This window comes from Alkalibacterium thalassium (genome assembly GCF_900101165.1).
GTDB lineage: Bacteria > Bacillota > Bacilli > Lactobacillales > Carnobacteriaceae_A > Alkalibacterium > Alkalibacterium indicireducens.
This window is the reverse complement of sequence record NZ_FNFK01000002.1, coordinates 1-26,650: the sequence shown is the minus strand read 5'-3', so window position 1 is coordinate 26,650 and position 26,650 is coordinate 1. Positions and strand designations below refer to the sequence as shown.

Annotated in this window: 24 protein-coding genes, 8 tRNA genes and 1 pseudogene; 30 read left to right on the top strand and 3 right to left on the bottom strand. The window is 42.3% G+C overall.

Translation table 11 applies throughout. From position 1 onward, the window contains the following. Positions 1–321: 321 nt before the first annotated feature. The 7 genes from BLR76_RS00890 to dtd all read left to right on the top strand — a co-directional run bounded on the left by BLR76_RS00890 (position 322) and on the right by dtd (position 7,309). Entirely contained in the window at positions 322–1,650 is a 1,329-nt protein-coding gene (locus BLR76_RS00890) for an HlyC/CorC family transporter (RefSeq protein WP_245682989.1), read from the top strand. A gap of 31 nt (positions 1,651–1,681) precedes the next feature. Continuing rightward, positions 1,682–2,263, top strand: a complete 582-nt coding sequence (locus BLR76_RS00885; protein ID WP_091264306.1) for a DNA-3-methyladenine glycosylase — start codon at positions 1,682–1,684, stop codon at positions 2,261–2,263. Between the two features lie 55 nt (positions 2,264–2,318). After that, positions 2,319–2,870: a DUF3013 family protein gene (locus BLR76_RS00880; RefSeq protein ID WP_091264304.1), complete on the top strand. Its 552-nt coding sequence runs from the start codon at positions 2,319–2,321 to the stop codon at positions 2,868–2,870. Further along, complete coding sequence (prmA, locus tag BLR76_RS00875; protein ID WP_091264301.1) at positions 2,848–3,801, top strand: 50S ribosomal protein L11 methyltransferase; 954 nt, start codon at positions 2,848–2,850, stop codon at positions 3,799–3,801. The genes BLR76_RS00880 and prmA overlap by 23 nt, the downstream gene beginning before the upstream one ends. A gap of 5 nt (positions 3,802–3,806) precedes the next feature. After that, positions 3,807–4,475 (top strand): deoxyribose-phosphate aldolase, encoded by a 669-nt coding sequence (deoC, locus tag BLR76_RS00870; protein ID WP_091264299.1) that lies wholly within the window; start codon positions 3,807–3,809, stop codon positions 4,473–4,475. A gap of 144 nt (positions 4,476–4,619) precedes the next feature. Continuing rightward, the gene (locus BLR76_RS00865) at positions 4,620–6,833 is read left to right on the top strand and encodes a RelA/SpoT family protein (RefSeq protein WP_091264297.1); all 2,214 of its coding nucleotides are present in this window, start codon (positions 4,620–4,622) and stop codon (positions 6,831–6,833) included. Positions 6,834–6,862: 29 nt separating this feature from the next. Beyond that, positions 6,863–7,309, top strand: a complete 447-nt coding sequence (gene dtd / locus BLR76_RS00860; protein ID WP_091264295.1) for a D-aminoacyl-tRNA deacylase — start codon at positions 6,863–6,865, stop codon at positions 7,307–7,309. 89 nt (positions 7,310–7,398) lie between these two features. On the opposite strand, the gene BLR76_RS00855 is transcribed toward dtd, so the two are convergent. After that, a complete protein-coding gene (locus BLR76_RS00855) occupies positions 7,399–8,742 on the bottom strand; it encodes an N-acetylmuramoyl-L-alanine amidase family protein (RefSeq protein WP_091264293.1) in 1,344 nt (447 codons plus the stop codon). A gap of 507 nt (positions 8,743–9,249) precedes the next feature. Here BLR76_RS00855 and hisS point away from each other — a divergent pair. From hisS to BLR76_RS00830, 5 genes are all read left to right on the top strand, one after another. Then, complete coding sequence (gene hisS / locus BLR76_RS00850) at positions 9,250–10,557, top strand: histidine--tRNA ligase (RefSeq protein ID WP_091264291.1); 1,308 nt, start codon at positions 9,250–9,252, stop codon at positions 10,555–10,557. A gap of 1 nt (position 10,558) precedes the next feature. Continuing rightward, positions 10,559–12,343, top strand: a complete 1,785-nt coding sequence (aspS, locus tag BLR76_RS00845; protein WP_091264289.1) for an aspartate--tRNA ligase — start codon at positions 10,559–10,561, stop codon at positions 12,341–12,343. A 1-nt stretch (position 12,344) separates the two neighbouring features. After that, positions 12,345–13,244 (top strand): deoxyribonuclease IV, encoded by a 900-nt coding sequence (locus tag BLR76_RS00840; protein ID WP_091264286.1) that lies wholly within the window; start codon positions 12,345–12,347, stop codon positions 13,242–13,244. A gap of 108 nt (positions 13,245–13,352) precedes the next feature. Continuing rightward, entirely contained in the window at positions 13,353–14,009 is a 657-nt protein-coding gene (locus tag BLR76_RS00835; RefSeq protein ID WP_281241327.1) for an NAD(P)H-hydrate epimerase, read from the top strand. Further along, positions 13,993–14,931, top strand: coding sequence for a tocopherol cyclase family protein (locus BLR76_RS00830; protein WP_091264281.1), 939 nt, complete (start codon positions 13,993–13,995; stop codon positions 14,929–14,931). The genes BLR76_RS00835 and BLR76_RS00830 overlap by 17 nt, the downstream gene beginning before the upstream one ends. 67 nt (positions 14,932–14,998) lie before the next feature. Here BLR76_RS00830 and BLR76_RS00825 read toward each other — a convergent pair whose 3' ends face one another. Next, the gene (locus BLR76_RS00825; RefSeq protein WP_091264278.1) at positions 14,999–15,766 is read right to left on the bottom strand and encodes a helix-turn-helix transcriptional regulator; all 768 of its coding nucleotides are present in this window, start codon (positions 15,764–15,766) and stop codon (positions 14,999–15,001) included. A 358-nt stretch (positions 15,767–16,124) separates the two neighbouring features. On the opposite strand from BLR76_RS00825, the gene BLR76_RS00820 reads away from it, so the two are divergent. The 8 genes and pseudogenes from BLR76_RS00820 (at position 16,125) to BLR76_RS00790 (ending at position 22,141) form a co-directional block, all read left to right on the top strand. Continuing rightward, entirely contained in the window at positions 16,125–17,015 is an 891-nt protein-coding gene (locus tag BLR76_RS00820) for a general stress protein (RefSeq protein WP_091264277.1), read from the top strand. 75 nt (positions 17,016–17,090) lie between these two features. Then, positions 17,091–17,531 (top strand): annotated as a pseudogene (locus BLR76_RS12140) (SDR family NAD(P)-dependent oxidoreductase); the annotation flags it as partial. A gap of 56 nt (positions 17,532–17,587) precedes the next feature. Continuing rightward, a complete protein-coding gene (locus BLR76_RS12135; protein ID WP_342706574.1) occupies positions 17,588–17,947 on the top strand; it encodes an SDR family oxidoreductase in 360 nt (119 codons plus the stop codon). Positions 17,948–17,966: 19 nt separating this feature from the next. Further along, positions 17,967–18,218 (top strand): hypothetical protein, encoded by a 252-nt coding sequence (locus tag BLR76_RS00810; RefSeq protein WP_091264274.1) that lies wholly within the window; start codon positions 17,967–17,969, stop codon positions 18,216–18,218. A gap of 178 nt (positions 18,219–18,396) precedes the next feature. Next, entirely contained in the window at positions 18,397–19,359 is a 963-nt protein-coding gene (gene recX / locus BLR76_RS00805; RefSeq protein WP_091264271.1) for a recombination regulator RecX, read from the top strand. Between the two features lie 8 nt (positions 19,360–19,367). Then, a complete protein-coding gene (gene mutY, locus BLR76_RS00800) occupies positions 19,368–20,537 on the top strand; it encodes an A/G-specific adenine glycosylase (RefSeq protein WP_091264268.1) in 1,170 nt (389 codons plus the stop codon). A 121-nt stretch (positions 20,538–20,658) separates the two neighbouring features. Continuing rightward, on the top strand, positions 20,659–21,195 hold the full coding sequence (gene ntdP, locus BLR76_RS00795) for a nucleoside tri-diphosphate phosphatase (RefSeq protein ID WP_091264267.1): 537 nt from the start codon (positions 20,659–20,661) through the stop codon (positions 21,193–21,195). Between the two features lie 106 nt (positions 21,196–21,301). After that, the gene (locus BLR76_RS00790) at positions 21,302–22,141 is read left to right on the top strand and encodes a hypothetical protein (RefSeq protein WP_091264264.1); all 840 of its coding nucleotides are present in this window, start codon (positions 21,302–21,304) and stop codon (positions 22,139–22,141) included. 109 nt (positions 22,142–22,250) lie between these two features. On the opposite strand, the gene BLR76_RS00785 is transcribed toward BLR76_RS00790, so the two are convergent. Then, a complete protein-coding gene (locus BLR76_RS00785) occupies positions 22,251–23,339 on the bottom strand; it encodes an FUSC family protein (RefSeq protein ID WP_091264263.1) in 1,089 nt (362 codons plus the stop codon). 165 nt (positions 23,340–23,504) lie between these two features. Between BLR76_RS00785 and BLR76_RS00780 the strand changes: the two genes are divergently transcribed. The 10 genes from BLR76_RS00780 (at position 23,505) to BLR76_RS00735 (ending at position 26,259) form a co-directional block, all read left to right on the top strand. Further along, positions 23,505–23,933, top strand: coding sequence for a Fur family transcriptional regulator (locus tag BLR76_RS00780; protein ID WP_091264260.1), 429 nt, complete (start codon positions 23,505–23,507; stop codon positions 23,931–23,933). Between the two features lie 125 nt (positions 23,934–24,058). Next, positions 24,059–24,964 carry a diacylglycerol/lipid kinase family protein gene (locus tag BLR76_RS00775; protein WP_091264258.1) on the top strand — a complete coding sequence of 302 codons (906 nt, stop codon included), beginning with the start codon at positions 24,059–24,061 and terminating at the stop codon, positions 24,962–24,964. 594 nt (positions 24,965–25,558) lie between these two features. Further along, positions 25,559–25,631: transfer RNA gene (locus tag BLR76_RS00770), tRNA-Asn, on the top strand. 9 nt (positions 25,632–25,640) lie between these two features. Then, positions 25,641–25,728, top strand: a tRNA-Ser gene (locus tag BLR76_RS00765). A 17-nt stretch (positions 25,729–25,745) separates the two neighbouring features. Next, positions 25,746–25,817, top strand: a tRNA-Glu gene (locus BLR76_RS00760). A 10-nt stretch (positions 25,818–25,827) separates the two neighbouring features. Next, a tRNA-Phe gene (locus BLR76_RS00755) sits at positions 25,828–25,900 on the top strand. Positions 25,901–25,909: 9 nt separating this feature from the next. Next, positions 25,910–25,990: transfer RNA gene (locus tag BLR76_RS00750), tRNA-Tyr, on the top strand. A gap of 6 nt (positions 25,991–25,996) precedes the next feature. Next, a tRNA-Trp gene (locus BLR76_RS00745) sits at positions 25,997–26,067 on the top strand. 41 nt (positions 26,068–26,108) lie between these two features. Further along, positions 26,109–26,181: transfer RNA gene (locus tag BLR76_RS00740), tRNA-His, on the top strand. 6 nt (positions 26,182–26,187) lie between these two features. Continuing rightward, positions 26,188–26,259 (top strand) — tRNA-Gln (locus tag BLR76_RS00735). Positions 26,260–26,650 lie beyond the last annotated feature (391 nt).

Below are 26,650 nucleotides of genomic sequence, written 5' to 3'. Positions count from 1 at the left end.
GACTTATATGGATAATATAAAGCGATAATACATGTTTTAAAACACTGATCATACAAGAGGCATTTATGTCTGTTCTTAACTTGGATGACGAATAAGTGTATTGAAAAGTATATTAGTCACTTAACTGAATCAAATAAGCCTTCAACCTTTTGACAACAAAATGGGGGAAGGCTTATTTATTCATTTGTAAAAAATGTAAAATGTAAATTTCATATAGAGCAGTTTGAAGTTAAGGTTAGGAGTAATGTTATAACGGGAGAAAATAATTTATTACTTAACGATTATTATATACTTCTTCTTAATCAGAAAGACTCTTAAAAGATGTTGAAATATGGTACAATGGACAAGACATTACTGGAAAGTAGGGATAAAGATTTAATGGATAATGACAGCTTTAGGAGTATCATTCTGCTGGTTTTACTTGTATTGTGTTCAGCGTATTTTTCTTCTTCAGAGACAGCCTTTACGTCAGCTAATCGTATCAGGCTGAAGAATGAAGCGGAAAATGGGGATGAGCGCTCCAAAAAAACGTTGAAACTTGCGGAAAGTTTCGATTCTGTTTTATCGACAATTTTGATAGGAAATAATATTGTGAATATTGCGATGTCATCTATTGCGACCTTGTTATTTGTGAACTGGTTTCCGGTATACGGGCCAACTTTAGCAACGATCGTTATGACTGTCATCATTCTTTTGTTCGGGGAAATCACGCCGAAAACAATAGCTAAGGAAAAATCAGAGCAGCTGGCGAAAAGTTCTGCTCCGATGATTCATTTTCTTATGCTCGTGTCCACACCTGTTCTGTGGCTTCTTCAGAAGTGGAAAGTCATGCTGGACAAGATCTTCAATTTCGAAGGCGAAGAAGTTATCAGTGAGGACGAACTGCTTTCAATTGTAGATGAAGCCGAGAGCGGCGGAAGTATAGAAGATCATGAACATCAGCTGGTCAGATCTGCAATCGAGTTCGATGACCTTGAAGTGTCGTCGATTCTGATGCCTAGGGTTGATGTGGTCGGCTGTGATCTCGACACTTCAGATGAAGAAATCGAAGAATTGTTCATGACACACAATTACTCCAGACTGATTGTTTACGATGATACGATCGATAACATCATTGGTGTCCTTCACGAAAAAGATTTCAACCGGTATTTGAAAGCCAAGAAGCAGACTGGACGAAACCTGTCACTTCTGACCGTAGTGAAAGACGTAATCTTTGTGCCGCCCGTCATGAACCTATCTAAACTGCTCAGAACCATGCAGCTGAAAAAGACGCATATGGCAGTTGTTACTGACGAACATGGTGGAACAATTGGTATTGCGACTATGGAAGATGTCCTGGAAGAACTCGTTGGAGAAATCTGGGATGAATACGACATTATTGAAGAAGAAGTTGAGGAGGTTATTGAGGGGACACGCTACAAGGTTAAAGGGACTGCGAATCTCGATAAGATCTTCGAAATCTTTGGCATTCAAGAAGCAGATCAGTACGTATCAAATACGGTGAGTGGCTTTGTTATTGAAGAACTCGGACAGTTTCCTGAAGAGGGAGACGAATTCGTCTATCACAACATGAAAATCACGGTCACTATGGTTAGAAACAGACGTGTGCTTGAAATCCAGATTGACTATACGCCAATTGAAGAAGACTAGACAGATGGACAGGAGAGAGTAAAGCGTTTCTATGACATTTTTGAATAATCCTATGTTAACAACTGAAGAAGTTGCAGAGAAGCTTTTAGGCTGCTTGTTGATTAGTCAGCACGGTGAGACTAAGACATCCGGCTGGATTGTTGAGACAGAAGCTTATGTGGGAGTCATTGACGAGGCCTGTCACAGCTTTGAAGGCAAGCGGACGCCTAGACTTGAATCCATGTACAAGGAAGCCGGCACGCTTTATGTGTATCAGATGCATACGCACAAGATGCTGAATGTTGTGACGCGGTCTTCTAAGGAACCTGAAGCTGTACTGATCCGGGCTATTGAACCTTTTGAAGGTGTATCCGTTTTGGAAGATCGCAGAAACAAGACGGGGGTTCAGGCTACCGATGGACCTGGTAAACTGACTAAAGCAATGGCTGTCAGTATGGCTGATAATGGGTCAGTAGCTGATGCACCTCCGGTATACATCGATACATCGACTAGACGTTTACCCGAACGAATTGAACTGTCCAGTCGTATCGGAATACCTAATAAAGGACAATGGACGGATGCTTTGTTAAGATATAGTGTAAGAGGGAACCCATATGTTTCACGTAGAAAATGAAAGCCTGCGTATAACAACGGATGGTGCCCTGTATTAGACTAGAGGAGGAGCAGGAATGACTGACAGTTTGATTGATTATATTGATGATGAGCTGAAAAAACTATTACCTAATTTTAAGTGGAGACTGGTTAAAGACAGCAAGAAAAAGATGATCGAGTTATATGTGACCTTTCACGTAGAGACTGAAAATGACATACAGGTTCAGGATGCCTTGGGTCAGAACAACGAGCCAGGGATCGTTCAATTCGAAGATGTCCTGTGTTTCTATGATCCTGCCTATTCTCACGTCAAACCGCAGAATTATCTGACGGCAATTTCGTTCAACAGCCATGCAGGTCTCGAAAAGGGCTATGTCGATGCCGTTCTTAGACAGATCAATTTGACTACAAAGCAGGGCATGGTCGATTTGAGAGGATTTCTAGAGGATGATTTTGCCGGTGAATTCAAACTGAACTGGAACGAGAAGAATACGCACAGCCTGATTCAGACCATGAAAGACACAGGCCGGTACGATGACACCAAACTTAAAATGATGTTGGAAGATGACCAGTCATTTTTTGAAATATTAACAGAGGATGATGAGCATGACGGAGTGGAAAGAGTTTAGTGTAGCGATAAGCAGTGAAGCATCTGAACCAGTTTCAGCTATAATGAGTGAACTGGGGTCGGCAGGTGTGTCGGTTGCCGATCGTAATGATTTTCTCACACTTCCAGAGTATGGATTTGATACGCTGTGGGAGCTTGACGAGTCGAAGTTTCCAAAAGATGGGGTCATTATTAAAGGCTACTTCAACAACCATGACGATCTGGAAGCTGTCGAGAAAGAATTGAACGCTCGAATCTCCAGACTTGAAGAATACGGGATTACTACGGGAGATTATACAATCGAAGTGGCAGATGTCGTGGAGGAAGAATGGGCCAATGCCTGGAAGAAGTATTACCATCCCGTTCCGGTTACACGTTTCATGACTATCGTACCGCAGTGGGAAGAATATACCCCTCAGTTCATCGATGAGCGGATCTGCTACCTTGATCCGGGCCTGGCTTTCGGAACAGGGACACATCCGACAACTCAGCTTTGTATTCAAGCTCTGGAAACTGTCATCAAAAAAGGGGATACAGTTCTGGACGTTGGTACAGGGTCTGGTGTCCTGTCGATCGCCAGCGCTTTGTATGGCGCAGGTAAAATCAAGGCGTATGATCTGGATGAAGTGGCTGTTACATCCGCCCGCTCGAACATCAAGCTGAATAATCTTGAAGAGAGTATTGATGTCAGAGCTAATAACCTGCTTCAAGGTGTCAATGAAAAAGCCGATATCATTGTAGCAAATATTCTAGCAGACATTATCCTGCTGTTTGTAAAAGATGCCTATGATAAACTTAATGATAATGGACTGTTCATCACTTCCGGCATTATTTCTGAAAAGAAAGACCAGGTTGTTGAAGAACTCATTAAATATAACTTTGAAATCGTCCAGATCAATCAGATGAAAGACTGGGTCGTAATCATTGCAAAAAAAGAAAATAAGGACGTGTAGTTACAATGGAAAACATTGAAACATTTATTGACCACACTTTGCTTAAACCTGAATCAACAGACTTAGCTATTCAGCAGGTATGCCTGGATGCGAAGAAATACAAATTCAAAGCAGTATGCATTCAGCCAGTCTGGGTAAAATACGCTTCTGACTTACTTAAGGATTCTGATGTAAACACCTGTACGGTCATCGGTTTTCCTCTTGGAGCAAATTCAACTAAAGTCAAGACCTTTGAAGCTGAACAGGCTGTTAAAGATGGCGCTTCCGAAGTGGATATGGTTATCAATATTGGTGCGCTAAAGAGTGAAGACTTTGCAATGGTACATGATGACATTAAAGCGGTCGTCGATGCAGTTAAAGGCAAGGCAATCGTAAAAGTGATTATTGAAACAAGTTTACTTACTGATAATGAAAAAGTAAGAGCTTGTGAAATTTCAAAACGTGCTGGTGCTGATTTTGTCAAAACGTCAACTGGTTTCTCTACAGGAGGAGCAACAGTCGAAGACATCAGACTGATGCGCAAGACTGTAGGAAAAGAAATGGGCGTCAAGGCATCTGGCGGTGTCCGTACGATCGAGGATGCCATAGCGATGATTGAAGCCGGAGCGACACGTATCGGTACGTCAAACGGCATCGCACTAGTTGAAGGAAACGAAGCAACAGAGTCTTATTAATTAAGATCAGCGACGTGTTCTTGAAGTCTTTTCTCAAAAACGATATACTAATAGAAGAAGCAACCAGCACTCACTGAGGTGCTGGTTTTCTTATCATTTAAATTGAATCATTTAAGAACCTAATATGGAATGAAGGTGAACGATGTGCCACAGAATAAAGATTATACGCCTCAGGAGGTCATTGCCCTCTGTTTGACATATATGAACAGTGAGCATGTAGCGTTTGTGAAGAAGGCTTTTGACCTTGCAGATAAAGCACACGAAGGCCAGATGAGAAAATCCGGAGAAGCCTATATCATGCACCCGGTTCAGGTTGCAGGCATTCTTGCCGAACTTAGAATGGACCCTGTCACGGTTGCCACAGGATTTCTCCACGATGTCGTTGAAGATACGGACTACACTTACCAGGATCTTTCAGAGATTTTTTCACCGGAAGTTGCCGACCTGGTAGATGGAGTAACAAAACTGGGTAAAATCAAATTCAAGTCGAAGCAGGAGCACCAGGCAGAGAATCATCGTAAGATGCTTCTGGCAATGGCTCAGGACGTACGTGTCGTATTGGTGAAACTGGCCGACAGACTTCACAATATGAGGACACTTAAACATCACCGACCAGAAAAGCAGAGAGATATAGCTATAGAAACGCTGGAAATCTATGCTCCGCTAGCGGATCGTTTAGGGATCAACCGAATGAAGTGGGAACTGGAAGATACTTCTTTGCGCTACATGAATCCTCAGCAGTATTACCGAATCGTTCATCTGATGAATTCAAGAAGAGAAGACCGGGAAAATTATATTGATGATGCGAAGCAGGCCATTCAGGAATCCGTAGAAGAACTGGGAATCGAAGCTCAGATAACAGGACGTCCGAAGCACATCTATTCGATTTACAAGAAAATGAAAAGTCAGAAAAAGCAGTTCAATGAAATTTATGACCTGCTGGCGATTCGTATCATTGTTGAATCCATCAAAGACTGCTATGCGGTTCTGGGAGCGATCCATACCAGATGGAAACCGATGCCCGGACGTTTTAAGGATTATATCGCCATGCCGAAAGCCAACATGTATCAGTCCCTTCATACGACTGTTCTGGGGCCGAATGCAACACCGCTGGAAGTACAGATTCGAACCGTTAAAATGCATGAAATTGCTGAGTATGGGGTAGCTGCTCACTGGGCTTATAAGGAAGGTATTTCAACTAAACTGGATAATGATCAGTTGAGTGAACATATCTCATGGTTCAGAGACATCCTTGAACTTCAAAGCGAATCAAGAAATGCGAGCGACTTTATGGATTCGATAAAGCAGGATATCTTTAAGGATAAAGTCTATGTGTTCAGTCCTAAAGGGGACGTCATGGAACTCCCTTCAGGATCAAGTACTCTTGATTTTGCCTATCATGTCCATACCGAAGTGGGAAATAAATCGATGGGGGCTAAAGTGAACGGGAAGATCGTTCCGCTGAACTACAAGCTGAAAACCGGAGATATCGTTGAAATGCTGACGTCGTCAAATTCATTCGGTCCAAGTAGGGACTGGTTGAACTATGTCAATACGTCCAAAGCTAAGAATAAGATCAAGCGTTTCTTCAAGACACAGGAAAAAGAGCAGAATGTTGAACGAGGTAAAGAGATTCTTGAAAAGCTTCTGATCGATATGGAGTTCAATCCTAAGCAGATTTTAAAGAAAGATAACATTCTTAAAGTTGCTAAACGCTTCAATTATCATAATGAAGAAGATCTGTTTGCTGCGATTGGTTATGGTGAGCTGAAAAGCACAACGATCGCCAACCGCCTGACCGATAAGGAACGCAGAGATAGAGAAAAAGATCAGATTCAACTGGATGATACCACTGGAACAATCGAGCTAAAGAACAAGAAAGAACCCGAAAAAATGAAAATCCGTCACGAAGGCGGGGTCGTGATTCAGGGTGCAGACAACCTGCTGATCCGTTTAAGCAAGTGCTGCAACCCTGTTCCTGGGGATGAAATCGTCGGATATATCACTCGAGGTAGAGGTGTATCGATTCATAGAGTAGACTGTCCAAACATTCAGGGGACAGATGATCAGGTCAATCGTCTGATCGATGTCGAATGGGAATCCAGTGATTCGAAAAAAGAATACGACGCTGAACTGCAGATTGAAGGATTCGACCGTTCCGGTTTTCTTAATGAAATTCTACAAGTTATCAACTCTCAAACAAGCAAGCTGAGTAATGTCAACGGTAAGCTGGACAAGAGTGGGACAGCCATCATCAAACTGACACTGTCGATACAGAACCTGAAAGAACTGGAACAGATCGTAGATAAAATAAAAACAGTACCGGATGTCTATTCAGTCAAACGAATTACATCCTAAAAAAGCATAAAGACAACAGGAGGATTATTGTGAGAGCCGTCATACAGAGAGCATCGAAAGCAAAGGTCACAGTGGAAGCAGAAACCGTTGGAGAGATTGGTAAGGGATTTGTCGTTCTTCTTGGTGTAGAAGACAATGATACAGAAGAAGATGTCGCTTATCTAGTCAGGAAAGTTGCCAATATGCGAATCTTTGAAGATGACGATGAAAAAATGAACCGATCCCTTAAAGATGTAGAAGGTGAGATTTTATCAATATCTCAGTTCACCTTGCATGCGGATACGAAAAAAGGGAATCGACCTAGTTTTACAGGTGCGGCAGGTCCAGAAAAGGCTGCTGCTTTGTATGAGTCTTTCAATAAGCAGCTCTCTGCTGAAGGGATAAATGTAGCAACTGGTAAATTTGGTGCTCACATGAAAGTCAGTCTAGTGAATGATGGACCTGTGACGATCCTCATCGATTCAAAAAATAAATAAGACAGCAAAGAACCCTGACCCAATTATATGGATCAGGGTTTTTCTGCTGCCTTAAGAGAAGTTCTGCCTATCTATATGTTGCTGACAGTTTATGGAGCAAAGTATGCTGACAGGCCATGATAGATTGCTTCGGCCACTGTCTGCTGGTAGTTTGCAGTGTTGACTATCGTGATGTCGTGATCGTTATCCAGATAGCCAAGCTCAAGTAAGATGGATGGCTGAGCATTGTTTCTCAGAACGAAATAATTACCGTGTCGGACGCCATTGTTTTTAAGTGGCCCTTGTTGAGTCAATTTTGTATTGATGGTATCTGCCAGATTTCTTTCCGACTCAGAATAATAATAAGTCGTGGTGCCGCTCATCGTGTTTGGGATTTCGAGGGCATCATAGTGAATGCTGATAAAGGCATCGGCTCGAGCACGGTGGGCATAATAGACGCGGTCATTCAAAGTAACGAACGAGTCATCACTTCTGGTTAGGATGACATTTGCTCCAGCTCTTTCAAGAATCTCTGCTAGTCTAAGTGATGTGCTGAGTGCGACTTCGCTTTCAGTAAAACCTGTTTTAGCAACTGCTCCAGGATCGTGTCCACCATGACCGGCATCGATGACGATTGTTGCCTCTGCTAGACTACTGGCCTGCTGGACCTGGGGCGCAGCAGTATCGGCAGGTTCAGCAGACTGAACTGTAGAAGAGTCATTACTCTCAACTATTTCTGCCAGCCAGCTTGCGACATACGCCAGTGTTCCATCTGTCAGTCTGATTCCATACCAGTCGTCTGTTTCTTCTATGACAGAGTATTCGGTTACGTCACTGACTGTCGTGACTATAGGCGTGTCAGTACCCGGACCTTGTCTCAGATTAGTAGGACCCATGCCAATACGAATCTGTTTTCCTTCACTATCTGAAGATGCCAGTGCGGTAGGCGTTCCTTCAAGGCGTTCAACGTAATCGGAGTGGATCCAGGCTACCCGGTTATTGAAGAGGATCTGAATCCAGTTGTTCTCGCTATACAAGATTTCATATTCTTCTCCAGAATGGACGGTACCCAGGATAGGGGACTCTGTAGTGGAGAACTGACGAACATTCACTTTATTTCCGGTGATGCGCCCAGTCGCTCGATTATCTACAGTTACCTCCTCATTTTCTACAAGCCAGCTGGCTACCCAGCCGATATCATTGTTCGACAGTCTGACTTTGTACCACTGATTATCTTCACCTAGAACATGAAGGTGCTCGTCTTCATGAACTTGAGTCAGAATTTCATGGGACAGACCGGGACCGTATCTGACATTCAACGTACTTGCAAGTACGGTTACTCTGTTTTCATTCGCTAGTGCTACAAGAGAGCCCATTAGAAGGGTAAGCAGGCCGATGATCAGAAAGATAAAAGTCCGTTTGCTTAATCGATTATGTATGTCTGTTTGATCCATTATTCACCTCTCCTTTCATCTGTTTTCTTATATTATACTCAATTTATGAAAATATTAGCAATATATTTTAGAAAATAAGCGCGGCAATCGACAAAAATCGTTTCGTTCATTATACATTTTAACTTAGATGAATGCCATAACGGCTTGAAAAAGATTACAATATCCAAGCTGTATTGACATTCTTTAAGCTTTCTTGTAAGCTAAAAGAACAATTCAAATAGCATGATCCCCGAACTGAGGACTGAATACTGACCCGTCTTAAAGAGAGAATCTCCCTGGCTGAAAGAGATTTAGATAGACAGTTGGATGACACCTTAGAGGGCTGACGAGGAGGCTCGTCACGTGAGAGCGATAAATCTGTTGAGTGAGAGTACGTCTTTGCGTACTGTCTGAATTAAGGTGGCACCACGTGATAACCTGACACGTCCTTTTTCTGTTCATTATCTGAACGGGAAGAGGTTTTTTTTATGGAAAAAAATAGGCATTAAGAGTGGAGGACTAGATAAAATGAATTATCAGAAGCTGAAAGGAACAGTTGATCTGTTGCCTGAAGAAACCAGAAAATGGCAGTTTATTGAAGATAAAGCAAGAGACTTGATGCGAGCATACCAGTTCAATGAAATTAGAACGCCAATGTTTGAACAGCTTGAATTATTTGCCCGTGGGGTAGGAGAAACAAGCGATATCGTCACTAAAGAAATGTACGATTTCAGAGATAAAGGCGACCGACACATTGCACTCAGACCCGAAGGAACTGCAGGTGTAGTCAGAGCTTATGTTGAGAACAAGCTGTATGGACCTGAATTCCACAAACCGACCAAGCTGTTTTACATGGGACCTATGTTCCGTTATGAACGACCTCAAAGCGGCAGACAGCGTCAATTCCACCAGATAGGTGTAGAAGTGTTCGGCAGCCGAAATCCATCAGTCGATGTGGAAACGATGGTTCTGGGAATGGATCTTTTCAAGCAGTTCGGTATTACTGATCTGAAACTGGTCATCAATTCACTTGGGAGTACAGAGACTCGACAGACTTACCGAGAGGAACTGATTGCCTATCTGGAGCCTCACTTAAACGAATTAAGTAAAGATTCACAAGTCAGACTATATAAAAATCCACTGAGAGTACTGGACAGCAAGGATAAGAAAGACAAAGAAATTGTCAAAGATGCGCCGTCAATTCTGGACTATCTGGACGAAGCATCTAAAGCTCACTTTGAAGCAGTCAAGGGGATGCTAGAAGAACTGGATATTCCTTACATCATTGACACGAACATGGTACGCGGTCTGGACTACTATAATGATACGATCTTTGAAGTGATCACTACAAATCCGAAGTTCGGAGCCAATGCGACAGTGTGTGCCGGAGGACGATATGATGGACTTGTAGAAGAAGTCGGTGGACCGTCTACTCCAGCCTTCGGGTTCGGATGCGGACTGGAGCGCCTCGTTCTTCTTCTCGAACACATGGATTTTGATTATCCAGAATTAAATCCACTCGACGCGTATATTGTCACTATGGGAGACCGTGCTGACCGCGCTGCAAATAAACTGGCACAAGTCCTGAGACAGAATGGTCTTTCCGTTGAACGGGAATTCATGAATAGAAAGGCCGGCAAGCAGTTCAAGACGGCAGATAAGCTGAATGCCGATTATGTCTTTACCTTAGGAGACCAGGAAATCGATAATGGGATCGTTCAGGTTAAGCGCTTGAGTACAGGAATCCAGACAGAAGTGAGTTTGACGGAACTGGCATTACGCTTCGATGAGACCTATTCATCATTGATCAGATCAACAGAAAAAGGAGAAGAATAATATGAAACGAACAGTATATTGTGGGGAAGTCAGACAGTCGCATGAAGACCAGACTGTCACAGTTAAAGGATGGGTCCAGAAAAGACGAGACCTCGGGGGCATGATCTTTGTAGACCTGAGAGACCGTGAAGGGATCGTACAAGTCGTATTTAACGGAGAAATCAGCGAGGAAGCATTGAAGATAGCTGAAACCATCCGTTCTGAGTATATTCTTGAAGTAACAGGAAAAGTTGTTTCTCGTGCCGAACGACAGAAGAACAAGGACCTTGCTACTGGAGACATTGAAATAGTAGCAGACAGCATTTCAATACTAAGTGAATCCAAGACGCCTGTATTTGACATCAGTGATGCTGTCGACGTATCCGATGACATCCGTCTGAAATACCGCTACCTGGATTTGAAACGGCCACGCATGCAGAAGAACATGAAACTCCGTCACGACGTGAAGAAGTCATTTAGAGACTTTCTGGATGATCAGGGCTTTCTCGATATTGAGACACCTTACCTGACTAAATCTACTCCAGAAGGCGCACGTGATTATCTCGTTCCGGCTCGTACAAACCAGGGCAAATTCTTTGCTTTGCCACAGTCGCCTCAGCTCTTTAAACAGCTCTTAATGAGTTCAGGTTATGACAAATACTATCAGATCGTCCGCTGCTTCCGAGATGAAGATCTGCGTGGAGACAGACAACCTGAATTTACCCAGGTGGATATCGAGACAAGCTTCATCGAAAAAGAAGACATCCAGGCACTGATGGAAGACCTTCTGGTTCGTCTGGTTAAAGATGTAAAAGGAATCACTATTGAAAAACCATTCCCAAGACTGACTTATAAAGAAGCGATGGAACGTTTTGGAAGCGACAAGCCAGATCTGCGCTTCGATATGGAACTTGTGGACTTGAAAGATATTGCCGAACAGTCTTCATTCAAAGTCTTTTCTTCTGCAGTTGAATCAGGCGGCATGGTTAAAGGTCTGACTGTCAAAGGTGCAGCAGACTCCTACTCCCGTAAAAATATCGATGCACTGGAATCGGTAGCGAAGATTTATGGAGCGAAAGGCTTAGCCTGGATGAAAGTGACAGATGAAGGCCTGACAGGTCCGATCTCAAAATTCTTCTCTGAAAAAGACTTGCAGTCAGCCTTGATGAGTAAAATGGATGCTGCTCCGGGAGACCTGCTGCTGTTTGTTGCAGATAAAGATAAGGTTGTCTACGATGCACTGGGTGCTTTAAGAAGCCATCTAGGTAAGGAACTGGATCTGATCGATCAGTCAAAACTTGCTTTTGCCTGGATCGTCGAATGGCCACTGCTTGAATATGACGAGGAGGAAGGGCGTTATAATGCAGCCCACCATCCATTCACCATGCCTGTTGAATCTGATGTCGAGCTGCTTAAGACATCTCCTGAGAAAGCGATGGCTGATGCCTATGATATCGTCTTGAACGGATATGAAATCGGTGGAGGATCAATCAGGATCCATGATCGAGCGGTTCAGGAAGATATGCTCAATGCACTAGGCTTTACTAAAGAAGAGGCTCAGAATCAGTTCGGCTTCCTACTTGATGCACTGGAATATGGTTTCCCGCCACATGGAGGAATCGCGTTCGGTCTGGACAGACTGGTCATGATCCTGGCCGGAGAAGAGAACATCAGAGAAGTCATTGCCTTTCCTAAGAATGGAAAAGCCATCGATCCATTAACTAGTGCGCCTTCAGTGGTTTCACAGGATCAGCTGGATGAACTGAAATTGTCACTTCAAACAACAGAGGAAAAAACGGAGGATTAAAATGGTTTTACTCGGGTCACACGTATCGATGAAAGGGAAAGACATGCTGCTTGGAGCCGCAAAAGATGCAGCTCAATACGGCGGATCAACCTTTATGATATATACAGGTGCTCCTCAGAATACACGACGCAAAGCGATCGAAGATATGAACATTGAGGCCGGTCAGACATTCATGAAGGAAAATGCGATCAATGTATCCGATATTGTCGTTCATGCACCTTATATCATCAATTTAGGGAATACGATCAAAAAGGAAAACTATGCATTTGCGGTAGAATTCATGAAAGACGAGATCAGACGTGCCGAAGCTCTGGGAGCGACTCAGATGACGATGCACCCCGGCGCACACGTCGGTGCAGGGCCGGAAGCGGCTATCGATCAGATCGCTCAAGGGCTGAACGAAATTCTCCACGAGGATCAGACCTTACAGATTGCTCTGGAAACGATGGCCGGTAAAGGAACAGAGATCGGTCGATCTTTTGAGGAACTGGCTCAGATCATTGAAAAAGTCGAATTGAAAGACAAGGTTTCGGTCACAATGGATACCTGCCACATTCATGATGGCGGATATGACGTCAGAGAAGATTTTGAAGGGGTTCTGGATGAGTTTGACCGCATCATCGGTCTGGACAAGCTGAAAGTCATTCATGTCAATGACTCAAAAAATATTCAGGGTGCGGCTAAGGACAGACATGCCAATATCGGCTTTGGAGAAATTGGGTTTGATTCCCTGAGTCAAGTTGTTCATCACCCGAAACTGGCACATCTGCCGAAGATTCTTGAGACGCCATTTGTCGGCGAAGATAAGAAGAATAAGAAACCGCCATACAAGCATGAAATCATTATGCTGAAGGAAAAGCAGTTCAATCCCGATTTGTATGAAGATATTATGAACAGCTGATTACCCGAGAGGAGTTTGTGTAAAAGCAGACTCCTTTTTTGTTATACTGTGTGTGCAATACTATGTGGGAGGAGGATGGAGATGACTAAGTGACTAAGTGCAAAGCAGATCAAAGCAATCGATCGGTATACGATCGAGTCGGTTGGCATGCCTTCACTCGTGCTCATGGAACGAGCGGCTATAGCTACAGTAGAAGCCATGATGAAAGACTTTGAATTCAAAAGCGCCCTCATTCTCTGCGGCACAGGGAATAACGGAGGGGATGGAATAGCTGTAGGTCGTCTGCTCCATCAGGCGGGAAAAGCGGTTACGATATGTGTTGTAGGAGACCCAGAGCGTGCTTCTGAAGAAACAGCTGCACAGCTTAAAATCGCTCGCAATTTGAATGTGCCATGTGTATACAGCCTGGAGAACAGCTGGCCGAATGATCCTGATACGCTGATTGTTGATGCTTTATTCGGGATAGGCCTTGACCGGGAGGTGGAAGACCCTTATCTGGAAGTGATCAGACGAGTAAATGATGGGACGTTCAGGACAGTAGCTATCGACATTCCTTCCGGTTTGTCTGCAGACAATGGTTATGTATTCGGGGCTGCGGTAATAGCTGACAAAACTTACAGTATCGGTTTCTTCAAAAAAGGCTTTTCCAGTCAAGAATCACCAGCCTTTACAGGAGAGATACAGCTTCTGAACATAGGCTATCCGCCTTTAACCGAGCTTGCTCATATAATAGATCAGGAGGAAAGCAATGGCGAACAGATTTAATTTTAGAGGAGAAAACAGAAGAGAGAACTATTTTGAAGGATGGTTTATCAAGACGAACGATAAGAAAAATGATTTATCTGTTGCCCTAATCCCTGGAGTTGCACATTTTTCAGAGCAGGAATCATTTGTTCAATATAATATCGTCTACAAGGATACTTATTATAGTGGGAAAATTACTTTCAGCAGAGATGAATTTGATGTCGTAGGAGATCCTCAGACTGTCATGATGCCAAAATTCGTGTTTAATGAAAAAGGTGTAAAGGCCAGCCTTAATGACGGAGAGACAGAGCTGCTAATCGATTTTGATTTCGGTCTGTTCCTTCCTATAAGACAGAGTCTGTACACGCCAAGTATCATGGGGCCTCTCGAATACTTGAACATGCCATGTAACCACGACATTGTAAGTCTTAGGCATACCGTCAAAGGCAGAATCAGTATTAATGGAGAAGCGATCGAATTGTCTGATGCTTTAGGTTATATCGAAAAGGACAGGGGCAGTACTTTCCCCAGCCGTTATGCCTGGGCACATGCCAATGGATTTGAGCACGATAGTGAAGCTACTCTGTTTCTTTCTGCTGCTGAACTGGAAAAGGGTCCGTTGAAAAAAGAAGGGGCCATTGCCATCTTTCATGATGGAAAAGAAGAGCATCGGTTCGCTACTTATTATGGAACAGTAACTGATTTGACGGTCAGTCCAGATGAGGAGTCTTATACGATCACTATGAAGGATTTGTTCAAAAAACTTGAAGTAACAGTGAGTTTAAAAAATGGATCAGAGATGATTGCTCCTATGAATGCCGGCATGGATTATCCGATTAAAGAGACGGTCAAATCTGATATTACAATGACATTCACCAAAAAGAATGGACCAACTTATCATCTTAAAAGTACGAGTGGGGCAGGAGAGCTGGTCAACTGGTAGACAAATGAGTTGGTTAGCACTTACAAAAAAAGGCTTGGACAATTGTCCAGGCCTTTTTGCATCAGTTTTAAATTTTTTCTCTGTCAGGCAATTCCTTCAAATACTTAGTAGGGGTCTGACTTGTAATTTTTTTGAATACTTTTGTGAAATAGGAGTGACTGTTGAAGCCAGCCAAGTTTGCAACTTCACTTAACTGATGTTCTCCTAAATGGAAGTAATATTTTGCCAGATAAACACGCTGCTGGTTAACATAGCCGATAAATGTATTTCCCGTTTCTTGCTTAAATTTACGTGCAAGATGAACTGGATGCATCCCATAAATCGAAGCAATATTTGTCAACGTCAGTTCGCTTGTCAAATTTTCAGTAATATAACTGACAATCTCTTTCAGGACCGTAGAATAACTAGATGTAGAGAAGTGAATGACTGCGTGGCAGTATTCTCTGAAAATCTGGAAATAAACATGTTCAACTAGATAATCAATTGAATCAGCGTCGTTGATAATCATTGAAAACCGCTCAAAAATCAGATGTAAGTAAAGGGGCAACACCCCACCGTTTTTAGCAGCGATACGAGCATACGTATTGACAGTGACAAGATGACATTTAAACCGATGAATGAGGTCGTAGTCACTGGTCTGATCCAGATATTCCAGTACTTTCTCTACATCGATCAAATCAAGTGTTTCTTCAAGTAGTTGGCTATTACCGGCTGTTATGGCATCTGACAATTGATCCTGGATTAAATATCGGTAATTCATTGATTCACTTGTGAGCTCCTTGAGTTTGTTGATCCGTTCTTTCTTCAAGGCTTCTTTTTTCTCATGACTCTTCATAAGATCTAATCCTTTCCCAATTGCTATAATCGATAACATCTCCCATGTTAAATATACCATAACACTGAAGAAAATAAACAAGATTTGTATAAAAAACGGGTGTTTTTCGAGACTTTTTTTTGAAAAAGGGTAAAATATTAATTTTTTTAGCAGTAAAATACTATATTAGAATTATTATTTAATGATACTGACTCATTATTAAAATGTGCATAATTTAATAAATATACATTATTAAATTTTATTCATCAGAAACTCACTGAAAAGCGTATTCTTTTACAAGTTATTAAGTCAATGATAACATTAAACATGTAAATAAGTGAATAAAATATGACAAAATTAATGACGAAAGGGTGATGAAATGGATCGTCACATATTGGGAACATTTTCGGATGAAGAAGACACAATTAAAGAGGTTAATCGCCTGATCAGTGAGGAAGGTTATTCTTCCGATGAGCTTACTTTGGTTATGGACAGGCACAATTCGTACGACGCGAGGCTTAACAGCTTGAAGAATGTTCAAGTCGATCAAGTCACTGTCGAAGAAAGCGATGGTAACGTCTGGGAGAAGATTAAAGAAACCTTCTCTTTTGGTTCTTATGACAGTGAAGCTTCTCACTCAATTCTTGAGGATTACGGTGTTCCTCATGATCGAGCTGAACATTACATGGATGCATTGCAAGAAGGGGAAATCATACTTCTGGCCAACAGTGATGCACCACGTACAATAGAGTTATCAGAAGTAAATGAAGATATAGTAAAAGAGGAGAGAAATGACATGACAGATAAAGAAAAAAGAGATGTACCATTAGATGAGGTCAATTCTGAAGAAGAATCAGCGATAAAAGATGACAAAAGTCAGGATAAGGAACCTAAAGATATTGAAACATCTGAAACAGATGAGGAGTTAATGACAAATTCCATTGATCCGAGTCAGGTTGAACATACGCGTAAAGAAGAAGTTCAAACACCTCAATCATTTTCTGACGAAGAGCACAGTGGTGAAGATCTGAAACAGAATAAAGAAGAAGATCCGGATCTGACAGGAGAAGAAGAAACAGTAGAAGTTGAAGAATCTGTACATGGATACGGCAACGACGTGGCAAAAGGGGTTGTCAAACCTGAACCTAAGAGTCCTTTGAACACTGAATGTAAACAGGAAAAAGATCCCTCAGAAAAATCAGATGCACCTGAAGCAGATGCCAATTATCCGGAAGACTCAGAAGATGCTGGGATGAAATCCGAAAATTAAATCATTCAAGGAGCGAGATATATATTGGGGGAACAGGACAAAGTAAAAACACAGAAGCCGAAAAAAGATTATTTCATGGATGATGAGTCCAAGAATATGGATCGAAAACCTCTCATAGAATCAGACACCTACAAAGCTGAAGGTAAACTTGAAGGAAAAGTTACTCTAATTACGGGTGGAGATTCTGGAATTGGAGCAGCTACTTCTATTCTTTTCGCTAAAGAGGGTGCAAAGGTTGCGTTCACCTATCACTCATCTGATGAAGACGCCACCCGTACTGAAAATCGACTGAAAGAAATCGGAGCAGAAGTTCTCGTGTTTAAAGGTGATGTTGGTGACGAATCATTTGCTGAAGAAGTGATCAGCAGTCTCACTGACAAATGGGGCAACATCGATGTGCTTGTCAATCATGCTGGTGAACAGAGATATCAGGCCAGCATTACTGATATCAAGGCGGAACAGATCGATCGTACCTACAGAACAAATATATTCAGTATGTTCTACTTTGTGAAAGCAGCATTTAATCATTTGTCAGAAGGCGCTTCGATCATTAACACTTCTTCGATCACAGCATACATTCGATCATTAACACTTCTTCGATCACAGCATACAAAGGTAATCCCACACTTATTGACTATTCTGGAACAAACGGGGCCCGAGTTTCATTTACTCGTTCTCTGGCACAAAACCAGGAGATACTTGATAAGAAAATCAGAGTCAATTCTGTCGCTCCAGGACCGATCTGGACTCCGCTAATACCGTCAACATTCCCAGAAGAGGCTCTGGAAGAGTTTGGAAAGGACGGTGCACTTGGTAGACCCGGAGAAGCGTATGAACTTGCTCCTGCCTATGTTTACCTCGCTTCCGATGATTCCAGCTATGTTACAGGACAGACGATTCATGTAAACGGTGGAGTGATAGTGAACGGATGACAAAGTAAAGGATGATAGTATGTCAAAAGATAATGAATTAAAAAGACCTAACCATAATGAAAGAAATAATAGTGGAGACGACCCCGCATATAATCAGGTCGTTTCTCCTGATACTTCAGCTCCTCTGGGCTACATCAAAGATCGTCCCTTGAGAGATAAACTGTCAGAAGAAGAAGTGGACAGAAAAGCCAAAGGAGAGTCTCCGGGAAACGAAGTGGAGCTGGATTTAAACCCTAATCCAGATACCGAAAGTGAAGATGATACTGTTTAATAGCCTTAAGCTAGGATACTCAAGTTGAGAGTGTTCTAGCTTTTTTTATAGAATTCAGGACTGACTGGCAAAGAGGACGAATTGAGATTTACAAATCCTGACTACGAGCTGAGCACCATTAAAAACTTTGAGCAAACATGCTATACTGGAGGAAGATACTACATCAAGGAGGGACATAATGACTCGTGAAGATGAAATAAAAAAAGCAGCAAAACTGATCGAACTGGGACCATCGAGGCCTAGAAATAGTGATGCTGATCCGAAACAGAAGAAAAAGTCTGCTGCTGGCAAAAAGATTAAATCAGGGAAAGAGAAAAGTCAGAATAATAAACCATCAGAACCGGACACTTATATTATCACGAAAGTTCAGGCTCAAAAAGCCAAGAACCGATTCAACATTTACATCAATGATGAATATGCCTTCCCAGTTGATGACAATCTTCTTGTTCAACATAGACTGATCAAAGGCAAAGAGCTGACTAAAGAAGAGATCGAGGCCTTAAGGGAAAAGGGAGAAATGAGTAAAGGCTATCAGGCTGCCCTTCATTATCTGAATTATAAAATGAGGTCAGAAAAAGAAATCGTCGATTATTTAATTGACAAGGAATACCAGACCATCGAGCCGATCATTGAAAAACTGAAAACTCACCGACTAATCAACGATGAAGAATATGCCAAAAGTTTCGTCCGGACGAACAGTCTGCTGAAACTGGAAGGTCCCAGAAAAATCGAGCGCGCTATGGGTGAAAAGGGGCTGAGCAAGTCAGACATTCTGACCGGACTGGATGAATACTCACACGAACTTCAGGTCGAGAATGCTATAAAGCTTGCAGAAAAAGTACTAAAACGCCAACGCAACAAGTCAAGTAGAGAAATGAATCAGAAAGTACGGCAGCAGCTGATGACCAGCGGATTTGAGTCGGATGTGATCCAACAGGTAATGGATAATCTGGAAATAGACCAGTCTGATGACGAGGAATATGAAGCGCTCAAGAAACAAGGAGAGAAAGTGTTGACCCGTTATGCGAGGAAATACAAAGGGTATGATCTCATCAGTCGGACTAAAGCTTTCTTATACTCAAAAGGCTATCCATCTGAACTGATCGATCAGTTTATCAATGAAAAAAAGGAAGATGAGTGACTAATTGTATGAAGAATAAAGACGTGCTGAAAGAAAAAGGCATTATTATGTGGAACGAGGATAAGATAGAGGCGTTCCGGAAAACCCTTCTTGACTGGTATGATGCAAACAAGCGTGATCTGCCATGGAGACGAACATCTAACCCTTATTACATCTGGATTTCAGAGATCATGCTTCAGCAGACCCAGGTCGATACGGTGATTCCTTACTATGAGAGATTTATCGACACCTTGCCGGAGATCAGTGATCTGGCAGAAGCTTCAGAAGATACGCTGCTTAAACTATGGGAGGGTCTCGGTTATTACTCGAGAGTAAGAAACATGAAGATAGCAGCTGGTCAGATTATGACAGACCACAACGGGATTTTTCCAGAGGAGTATGATGCCATTAAAAGTCTGAAAGGAATCGGGCCTTATACAGCAGGAGCGGTAAGCAGCATAGCTTTCAATCAGCCTCAACCTGCCGTCGATGGCAATGTCATGCGCGTGCTGAGCCGCCTGTTTGAAATCGAGCTCGATATAGGTAAAGCCTCCAGCCGAAAAGTTTTCGAAGAAATGATCCGCCTGCTGATTGATAAAAACCGTCCCGGCGACTTCAACCAGGCTTTGATGGATCTTGGGGCAACCATATGTACACCCAGAAATTATAAGCCTGAAATGAGTCCGGTCAAAGACTTCAATGCATCGTATTTAAATGAAACCTGGACTAGGTATCCTGTAAAAGCAGGGAAGAAAAAAGTCAGAGAAGAGTCTCACATCGTTCTAGCCGTTTCGAACGATAATGGAGAATATCTGTTTCAAAAGAGAGCATCAGAGGGCGTTCTTTCTGGTATGTGGACGTTTCTCATGATTCCTGCAGACATACTTGATGAAGACGGATGGAAATCTTTCGGAGGGTCTTCTGAGTCTTTTACAAAAATTCAGTCAGAGATAATCGTTGACTATATTAGAAAAGAGTACGGACTGATTATTGCTTTTGATAATATTTTAAAAGGCACCTATACACACGTATTCTCTCACTTGAAGTGGAATCTATCTATATATGAAGCAAAAGTGATTAAAGAAATTGCATTAGGTCAAACGCTTTATCCAATCCATCCAGATGATTTTCCTGAAACAGCCTTTCCAGTTCCAACACAAAAAGTCTGGAACCTGGTCAATGCAATAACCTTATTTTAGAGAATAGATGTCCGAATTGCTTAAACATTATTCACTCAAGAGTATTTTATGATATAATTATTCTTGAGATTTGGGAAACAGGCTATACTTTTTCTAAAATGATTAGAGAGTTGGAACATAGATGAAATTTCCGAAAGAAGGGGAGTTCATCACAATCAAAAGCTATAAGCACGATGGCAGCTTGCACCGCACCTGGCGTGATACGATGGTTCTCAAAACTACAGAGAATGCTCTGATAGGTTGCAACGACCACACTTTAGTCATTGAATCAGACGGCCGACGATGGAAAACGAGAGAACCCGCTCTTGTATACTTCCATAAACACTACTGGTTCAACATCGTCACGATGATTAGACAAAAAGGGGCATCCTATTATTGTAACATGGCTTCGCCTTTTCTGATCGATGAAGAAGGAGCTAAATATATCGACTATGACCTTGATGTCAAAGTTTTTCCAGATGGTGAAAAACGTCTGCTGGATGTAGATGAATACGAAGAGCATAGCAAAAAATGGGACTATCCTGATGAAATCGATCTGATTTTAAAGGAGCACATCAAAATACTTGTTGAATGGATCAATGAGGAAAAAGGTCCTTTTTCAGAAGGTTATGTCGACTTGTGGTATGACCGGTACAAACAGCTGACCGGAAAGAAATGATTGTGAGGAACGGTACAGTAGAAAGGCATTCAAGCCTTCTACTGTTTCCTTATGTTTAAGCTCATATATAAGTATAGTTATCTTACATAAGAAAGGACAACTGAATATGAAAAAGAGTATCATCAGCATTCCGATTCTTCTGGTCGCTTGTGTTCTGACTATTTTCTTCGGGCAGCGCTACGCAGCCAATCAGAGAGAGGAAATGACCGAAGAGCAAGGGGAAACAATTCAGGATGAACCTGTAGATGGAGAAGATGAGCCGGCAGAAGAACCAGTCGAGCCTTCTGCCAACTTAGAAGATTACGAAGGGCGGCTGGACACATTGTCGCTTGTCGATCGGATCGATTACCTGTCATTAATTAATGACGAGGTTTCCGTGGCATTTTTTGGAGACATTGACTTGAATGCAGAATGGATGCGTACAGTCACAGAAGCCATTGAATCAGCAGCAACAAATGGGGCTGATATTCTCGATTATACAGAAGCTGGTCTTGATTCCTACGAACTGTATATCAGACAGACCGCACAGCCTCTTGTTGAAGAGAGCCCGGACATGATTTTATTCGGTCTTCCAGCTCTTCCTGACAAAGTCAGAGATATTGGACTTGCTGAAACAGAACAGTATATGACCAGCATTTTAAACAGTTTCGCAGCTCTTGAAGAGTCTGAACTGGTCCTTCTGGAACCCTATCCGGTTATCCAGGAAATTGATCAGCTCAATTCACGTTCACTGGACTACCGGAGCTACCTGAACAGGATGAGAGAACTGGCTCAAGTCAGAAATCTCCCAGTTATTTCACTGCATTCGGAGTTCACAGAGAGAGCTCAGGAAAATGGTCTTGAGTCTTACTATAATCCTAACAATTTTTCACTGACTGCTGATGGTGAGCAGCTCGCTGCTGATATAGTGACTGATCAGTTAAATGAACCTGTCAGTCAGCCTTAAGGGGAATAACTTTGAGATAAATTCAATAAGCAACGAAAAGCCCATGAGGTGCAGAGCTAGTCCAGAGTAAACGGCATCATTTCTGCATCTCATGGGTCTTATTGCTTATTTAATGCAACGAATCAACGGTTGACACATTGTTTCTATGACTAGACTTGTATCTGCTTACCAGCATATTAAGATGCTGGAGGTTTTCTTCATAAATCAGAACAACTGACATCAGATGAATGACCGTATTACTCTGTCCATAATCATTTTTAAGATATGACTCAAGGCTTGCTTCGTTAAAGAACGACTGCATAAAGGTGATCCGTAGATCTGACTTGTATGCGATGAAATTGACTTCCTGAGGTAAAACTCGGCCGTTCCATTTCAGGATGATCTGTTCATGAGCAGACATCAGTGTTTCAAGACGCTCTCTCAAGAGGACACGAAGCTCTTCTGGGAAATGATTGTAGACATTCTCTGACTGATGCAGAGTCTTGACCAGGTTATACGCTGCTTCTGTCGTCCGAATAAACTGACGGTAAACAACGAGAAGGCGGGTCAGTGACGTATCACCGTGCTTTCTCCAACGGCTCCATTCTGTGTCCTGTAGGAAGGTCAGATATTTTTTCATGTCACTGATGGACTCGTCAATCGAATTAAGATCAGATCTCATAAGAGAATACTGAACATTTTTCCTGAGGCTTACTCGTATGAAACGAGTAAGATCATCAGTCACCTGAATAGTCAGTTGGAACAATTTTTTTTCATAATTTGGCGGAAGGATAAAACGATTGATTATAAATGCAATCCCGACACCGATAAAGGTAGCAAGTACACGAATCGTCGCATTCGTATAGATATCTCCATCAGTCGACAGCATAATGATGATCAGGGTCATGGTAGACAGACCAATCACATTGTTCAGCTTCATTTGATGAAGGATGGCAATAAGTATAGCTGTTGCAAAGCTGATAATGACGATGGATGTTCCAAAAGCACTGGTCATGAGAACGGCAACGAAACCACCGATTGTATTGGCGACCAGACGATCCACTAGAGTCTGATACGATTTTTTTACTGACGGCTGCATGGAAGCAACCACGGAAATACCTGCAAGTGATGCGCCTTCTTCAAAACCTAAAGTAAGTGGGATGAGTAAGGAAAGGAAGACGGCCAGACTTGTCTTGAATGTTCTAGCTCCGATTTTCATATCGTTAATTTCACTCTTTCTAGTATGATTAGACTAAGTATACTACAAACACTAGAAAACTTTAATAAAAACCGAACATAAGGCTGACATCTTGTTGCAAAATACGATTTAAAACTGTATCATTTGTTTAGACAGTAGGAAATATACCAAAAGGATGGATAATTAATGAGTTACCTGGTTGAACAATCCATTGAACGATTAAAATTCAATAATATCAGAATCACCCCGCAAAGACATGCCATATTAGAATATCTGATCGATCAGGATAATCATCCTACCGCTGATGAAATTTACAAGGCACTCGAAAGCCGTTTTCCGAGTATGAGTGTGGCCACTGTTTACAATAATCTGAGACTATTTACCGAACTCGGCCTGGTCAAGGAAATGATGTACGGAGACAATTCAAGCCGGTTCGACTTCGCTTCCACTGAACATTATCATGCGATTTGCTCTGAATGCGGAAAAATAGAAGATATTTATTACCCTGGTCTGGATGATGTCGAAGTAGTTGCGAGCAATCTGACTGGTTTTGAAGTGAATTCTCATCGTTTAGAAATTTACGGACTCTGCCCTGATTGCCAGAGTAAAAAATAGTAATCCTGATATGCATAGTTGAGAACTGGAGGCGTGCTAAACGTCTTCAGTCTTTTTTATTCTGTTAATATAACTATTTATAGTATAATAAGGACATAAGTGAAAGACAGATTAGAGGGATATAAATGAACGATATCATGATTATTGCAAACCCTTCTGCAGGAAAAAAACGTGCAGAGGAACTTGCTGAAAAAGTCCGTGTTGCCCTTGGTGAGCATAATAGAGAAGCACAGATTAGACTAACGGAGAAGAAAGAGGATATCTCTAATTTCGCAATAGATGCAGCCCGTAAGCACTACCGCTCAATTATTGTACTAGGTGGTGACGGCACAGTCTCTGAACTAGCAAATGGGCTGGTCGATCAGGAGTATAAACCGTCTATCGGTATCATACCGGCCGGAACCATAAATAATATAGCAAGAGGGCTGAATATATCGGTGGACCCTGACGAGGCTGTAAGGTATTTGACTGCCTGTCGTGAGCAGATAGCAGATGCAGGAAAAATCAACGGGCAGCACTTTTTGAGTTCCATTTCTGCCGGATCCCTACCTGAAACCGTCTGGGAAGTCAGTGATGAACAGAAAGAACGTTACGGTACAGCTGCATACTTTATTGAAGGAATCAGGACACTTAGAGAAGAAGAGTGCTATAACTTTAATATGGAAGTGGATGGTGTCAGTCACAGTAAAAAACTCAGTCTGCTGCTGATTGGGGCGTCGCATTCTGTAACGGGCATACCTAATTTCTTCAATGATGCTGAAGTGGATGACGGATATCTATATATGCTGGGCATAGAAGAGTCGACTATCAAAGAAAAACTTTCAATTTTTTCACAATTGCTGAGCAGGAAAACAACATTGAATGAGTCACAGGAAAAAGCGTTTGTATTGCCGTTCAAACAAGCGGAGATAAAAACGGATCACTCAGATGTACATGTAGCCATCGATGGTGAAAAAGGGCCGTCTTTTCCGGCACATGTCGAAGTTCTGCCCGGTTTTCTGACATTTCTCGTTCCTTCAGGAAAAAGTTGAGTCCATTATGACTGAGATACATCAAAAAGACTATCTAAAACTGTTCTATTATTATAGTATTAAAGCAAGCTCACAATTCATTTGTAGAAATGATCAAATGAATAGAAAGTCATGGTAGGAAGATGCAATCATTTATCCGATTTATCCGATTCGTTTTCATTGATACAACCGGTTTTCGACTTTCCTCTTAAATCATACATCTGATCAGCACTCCTTGGTTCAAAAGTGCCCTGAAAGGAAAAAAGATCCACACCGCGATTATTATATCTGGCCAGACTCAGAAGGGGATCCGTAACCAAATAACTGGACGTCTGTCTTGGTAAACCGATTAAATCAACTTTATTAGTAGTGTTTAATCCCTGGATTTACTGTCATTGTGACAGATCCGGGGATTTCTGTCTTTATAATACAGAAGCAAATTTTACGTCTATTAATCCGGTATTGCTTCTTTCTGTACAGATTGATATACTTATAAATGAAGTAAGCGTATTTACTTCTTGTTATGAGTATCATCATTATATGATCAGCAAGATATGGTATTGACACTGTGGTAGACAAGTGTTATGATATAAGAGTTGCTGAACAAATTAACTATCCGCAATAGCTCAGTTGGTAGAGCGCACGACTGTTAATCGTGTTGTCGCAGGTTCGAGCCCTGCTTGCGGAGTTTTCTTATGGAGAATTGTCCGAGTGGCTGAAGGAGCACGCCTGGAAAGCGTGTATACGGGTTTTCCGTATCGAGGGTTCGAATCCCTCATTCTCCGTAGTTTTAATTTATCACGGCCCCTTGGTCAAGCGGTTAAGACACCGCCCTTTCACGGCGGTAACACGGGTTCGAATCCCGTAGGGGTCATACATAAATAGGCGCTGTAGCTCAGTTGGTAGAGCAACGGATTGAAGCTCCGTGTGTCGGCAGTTCGACTCTGTCCAGCGCCATGAAATAGCGGAGGGATAGCGAAGTGGCTAAACGCGGCGGACTGTAAATCCGCTCCTTCGGGTTCGTAGGTTCGAATCCTACTCCCTCCATTTAATAGGGGTATAGTTTAATGGTAAAACTATGGTCTCCAAAACCATCGATGTGGGTTCGACTCCTGCTACCCCTGTAACCATTAGCTTAATAAGCTAGTGTAGTTTTATAAAAATGGCGATTGTGGCGAAGTGGTTAACGCACCGGGTTGTGGTCTCGGCATTCGTGGGTTCGATCCCCATCAGTCGCCCTTAATTGGGCTATAGCCAAGCGGTAAGGCAGCGGGTTTTGATCCCGTCATTCCTAGGTTCGAATCCTAGTAGCCCAGTATTATATCCAGATACCTGTCTGGTATATACAGACGATATTAAAACTCAATGCCTATGCATTGAGTTTTATCTGTATGTGCGCCCGGCATGGGCGACAACTTGGTCGTGAAAGTCCACTACAGACTTGGCAGTAGGAACTGTTAGCGAAAGTCAAGGGTGTCCGCCGTGAGGCGGAATCTGAAGGAAGATGGACGCAAATGCTTGCACTGACGAACAGAAACTTCATACTAAGGCTTGATAGAACGGATAAGCTTGCATAACAAAGTGAAGTCCGATACTGTCCGAATTCTATTGAGTAAATGAAGCAGTGACATGAGCAGAAGGTTGTCGTTCTTACCCGGGGAGGTCTCGTCAGCGCTTAGTAGTAACAACGAATGGCGAGAAGTCAGC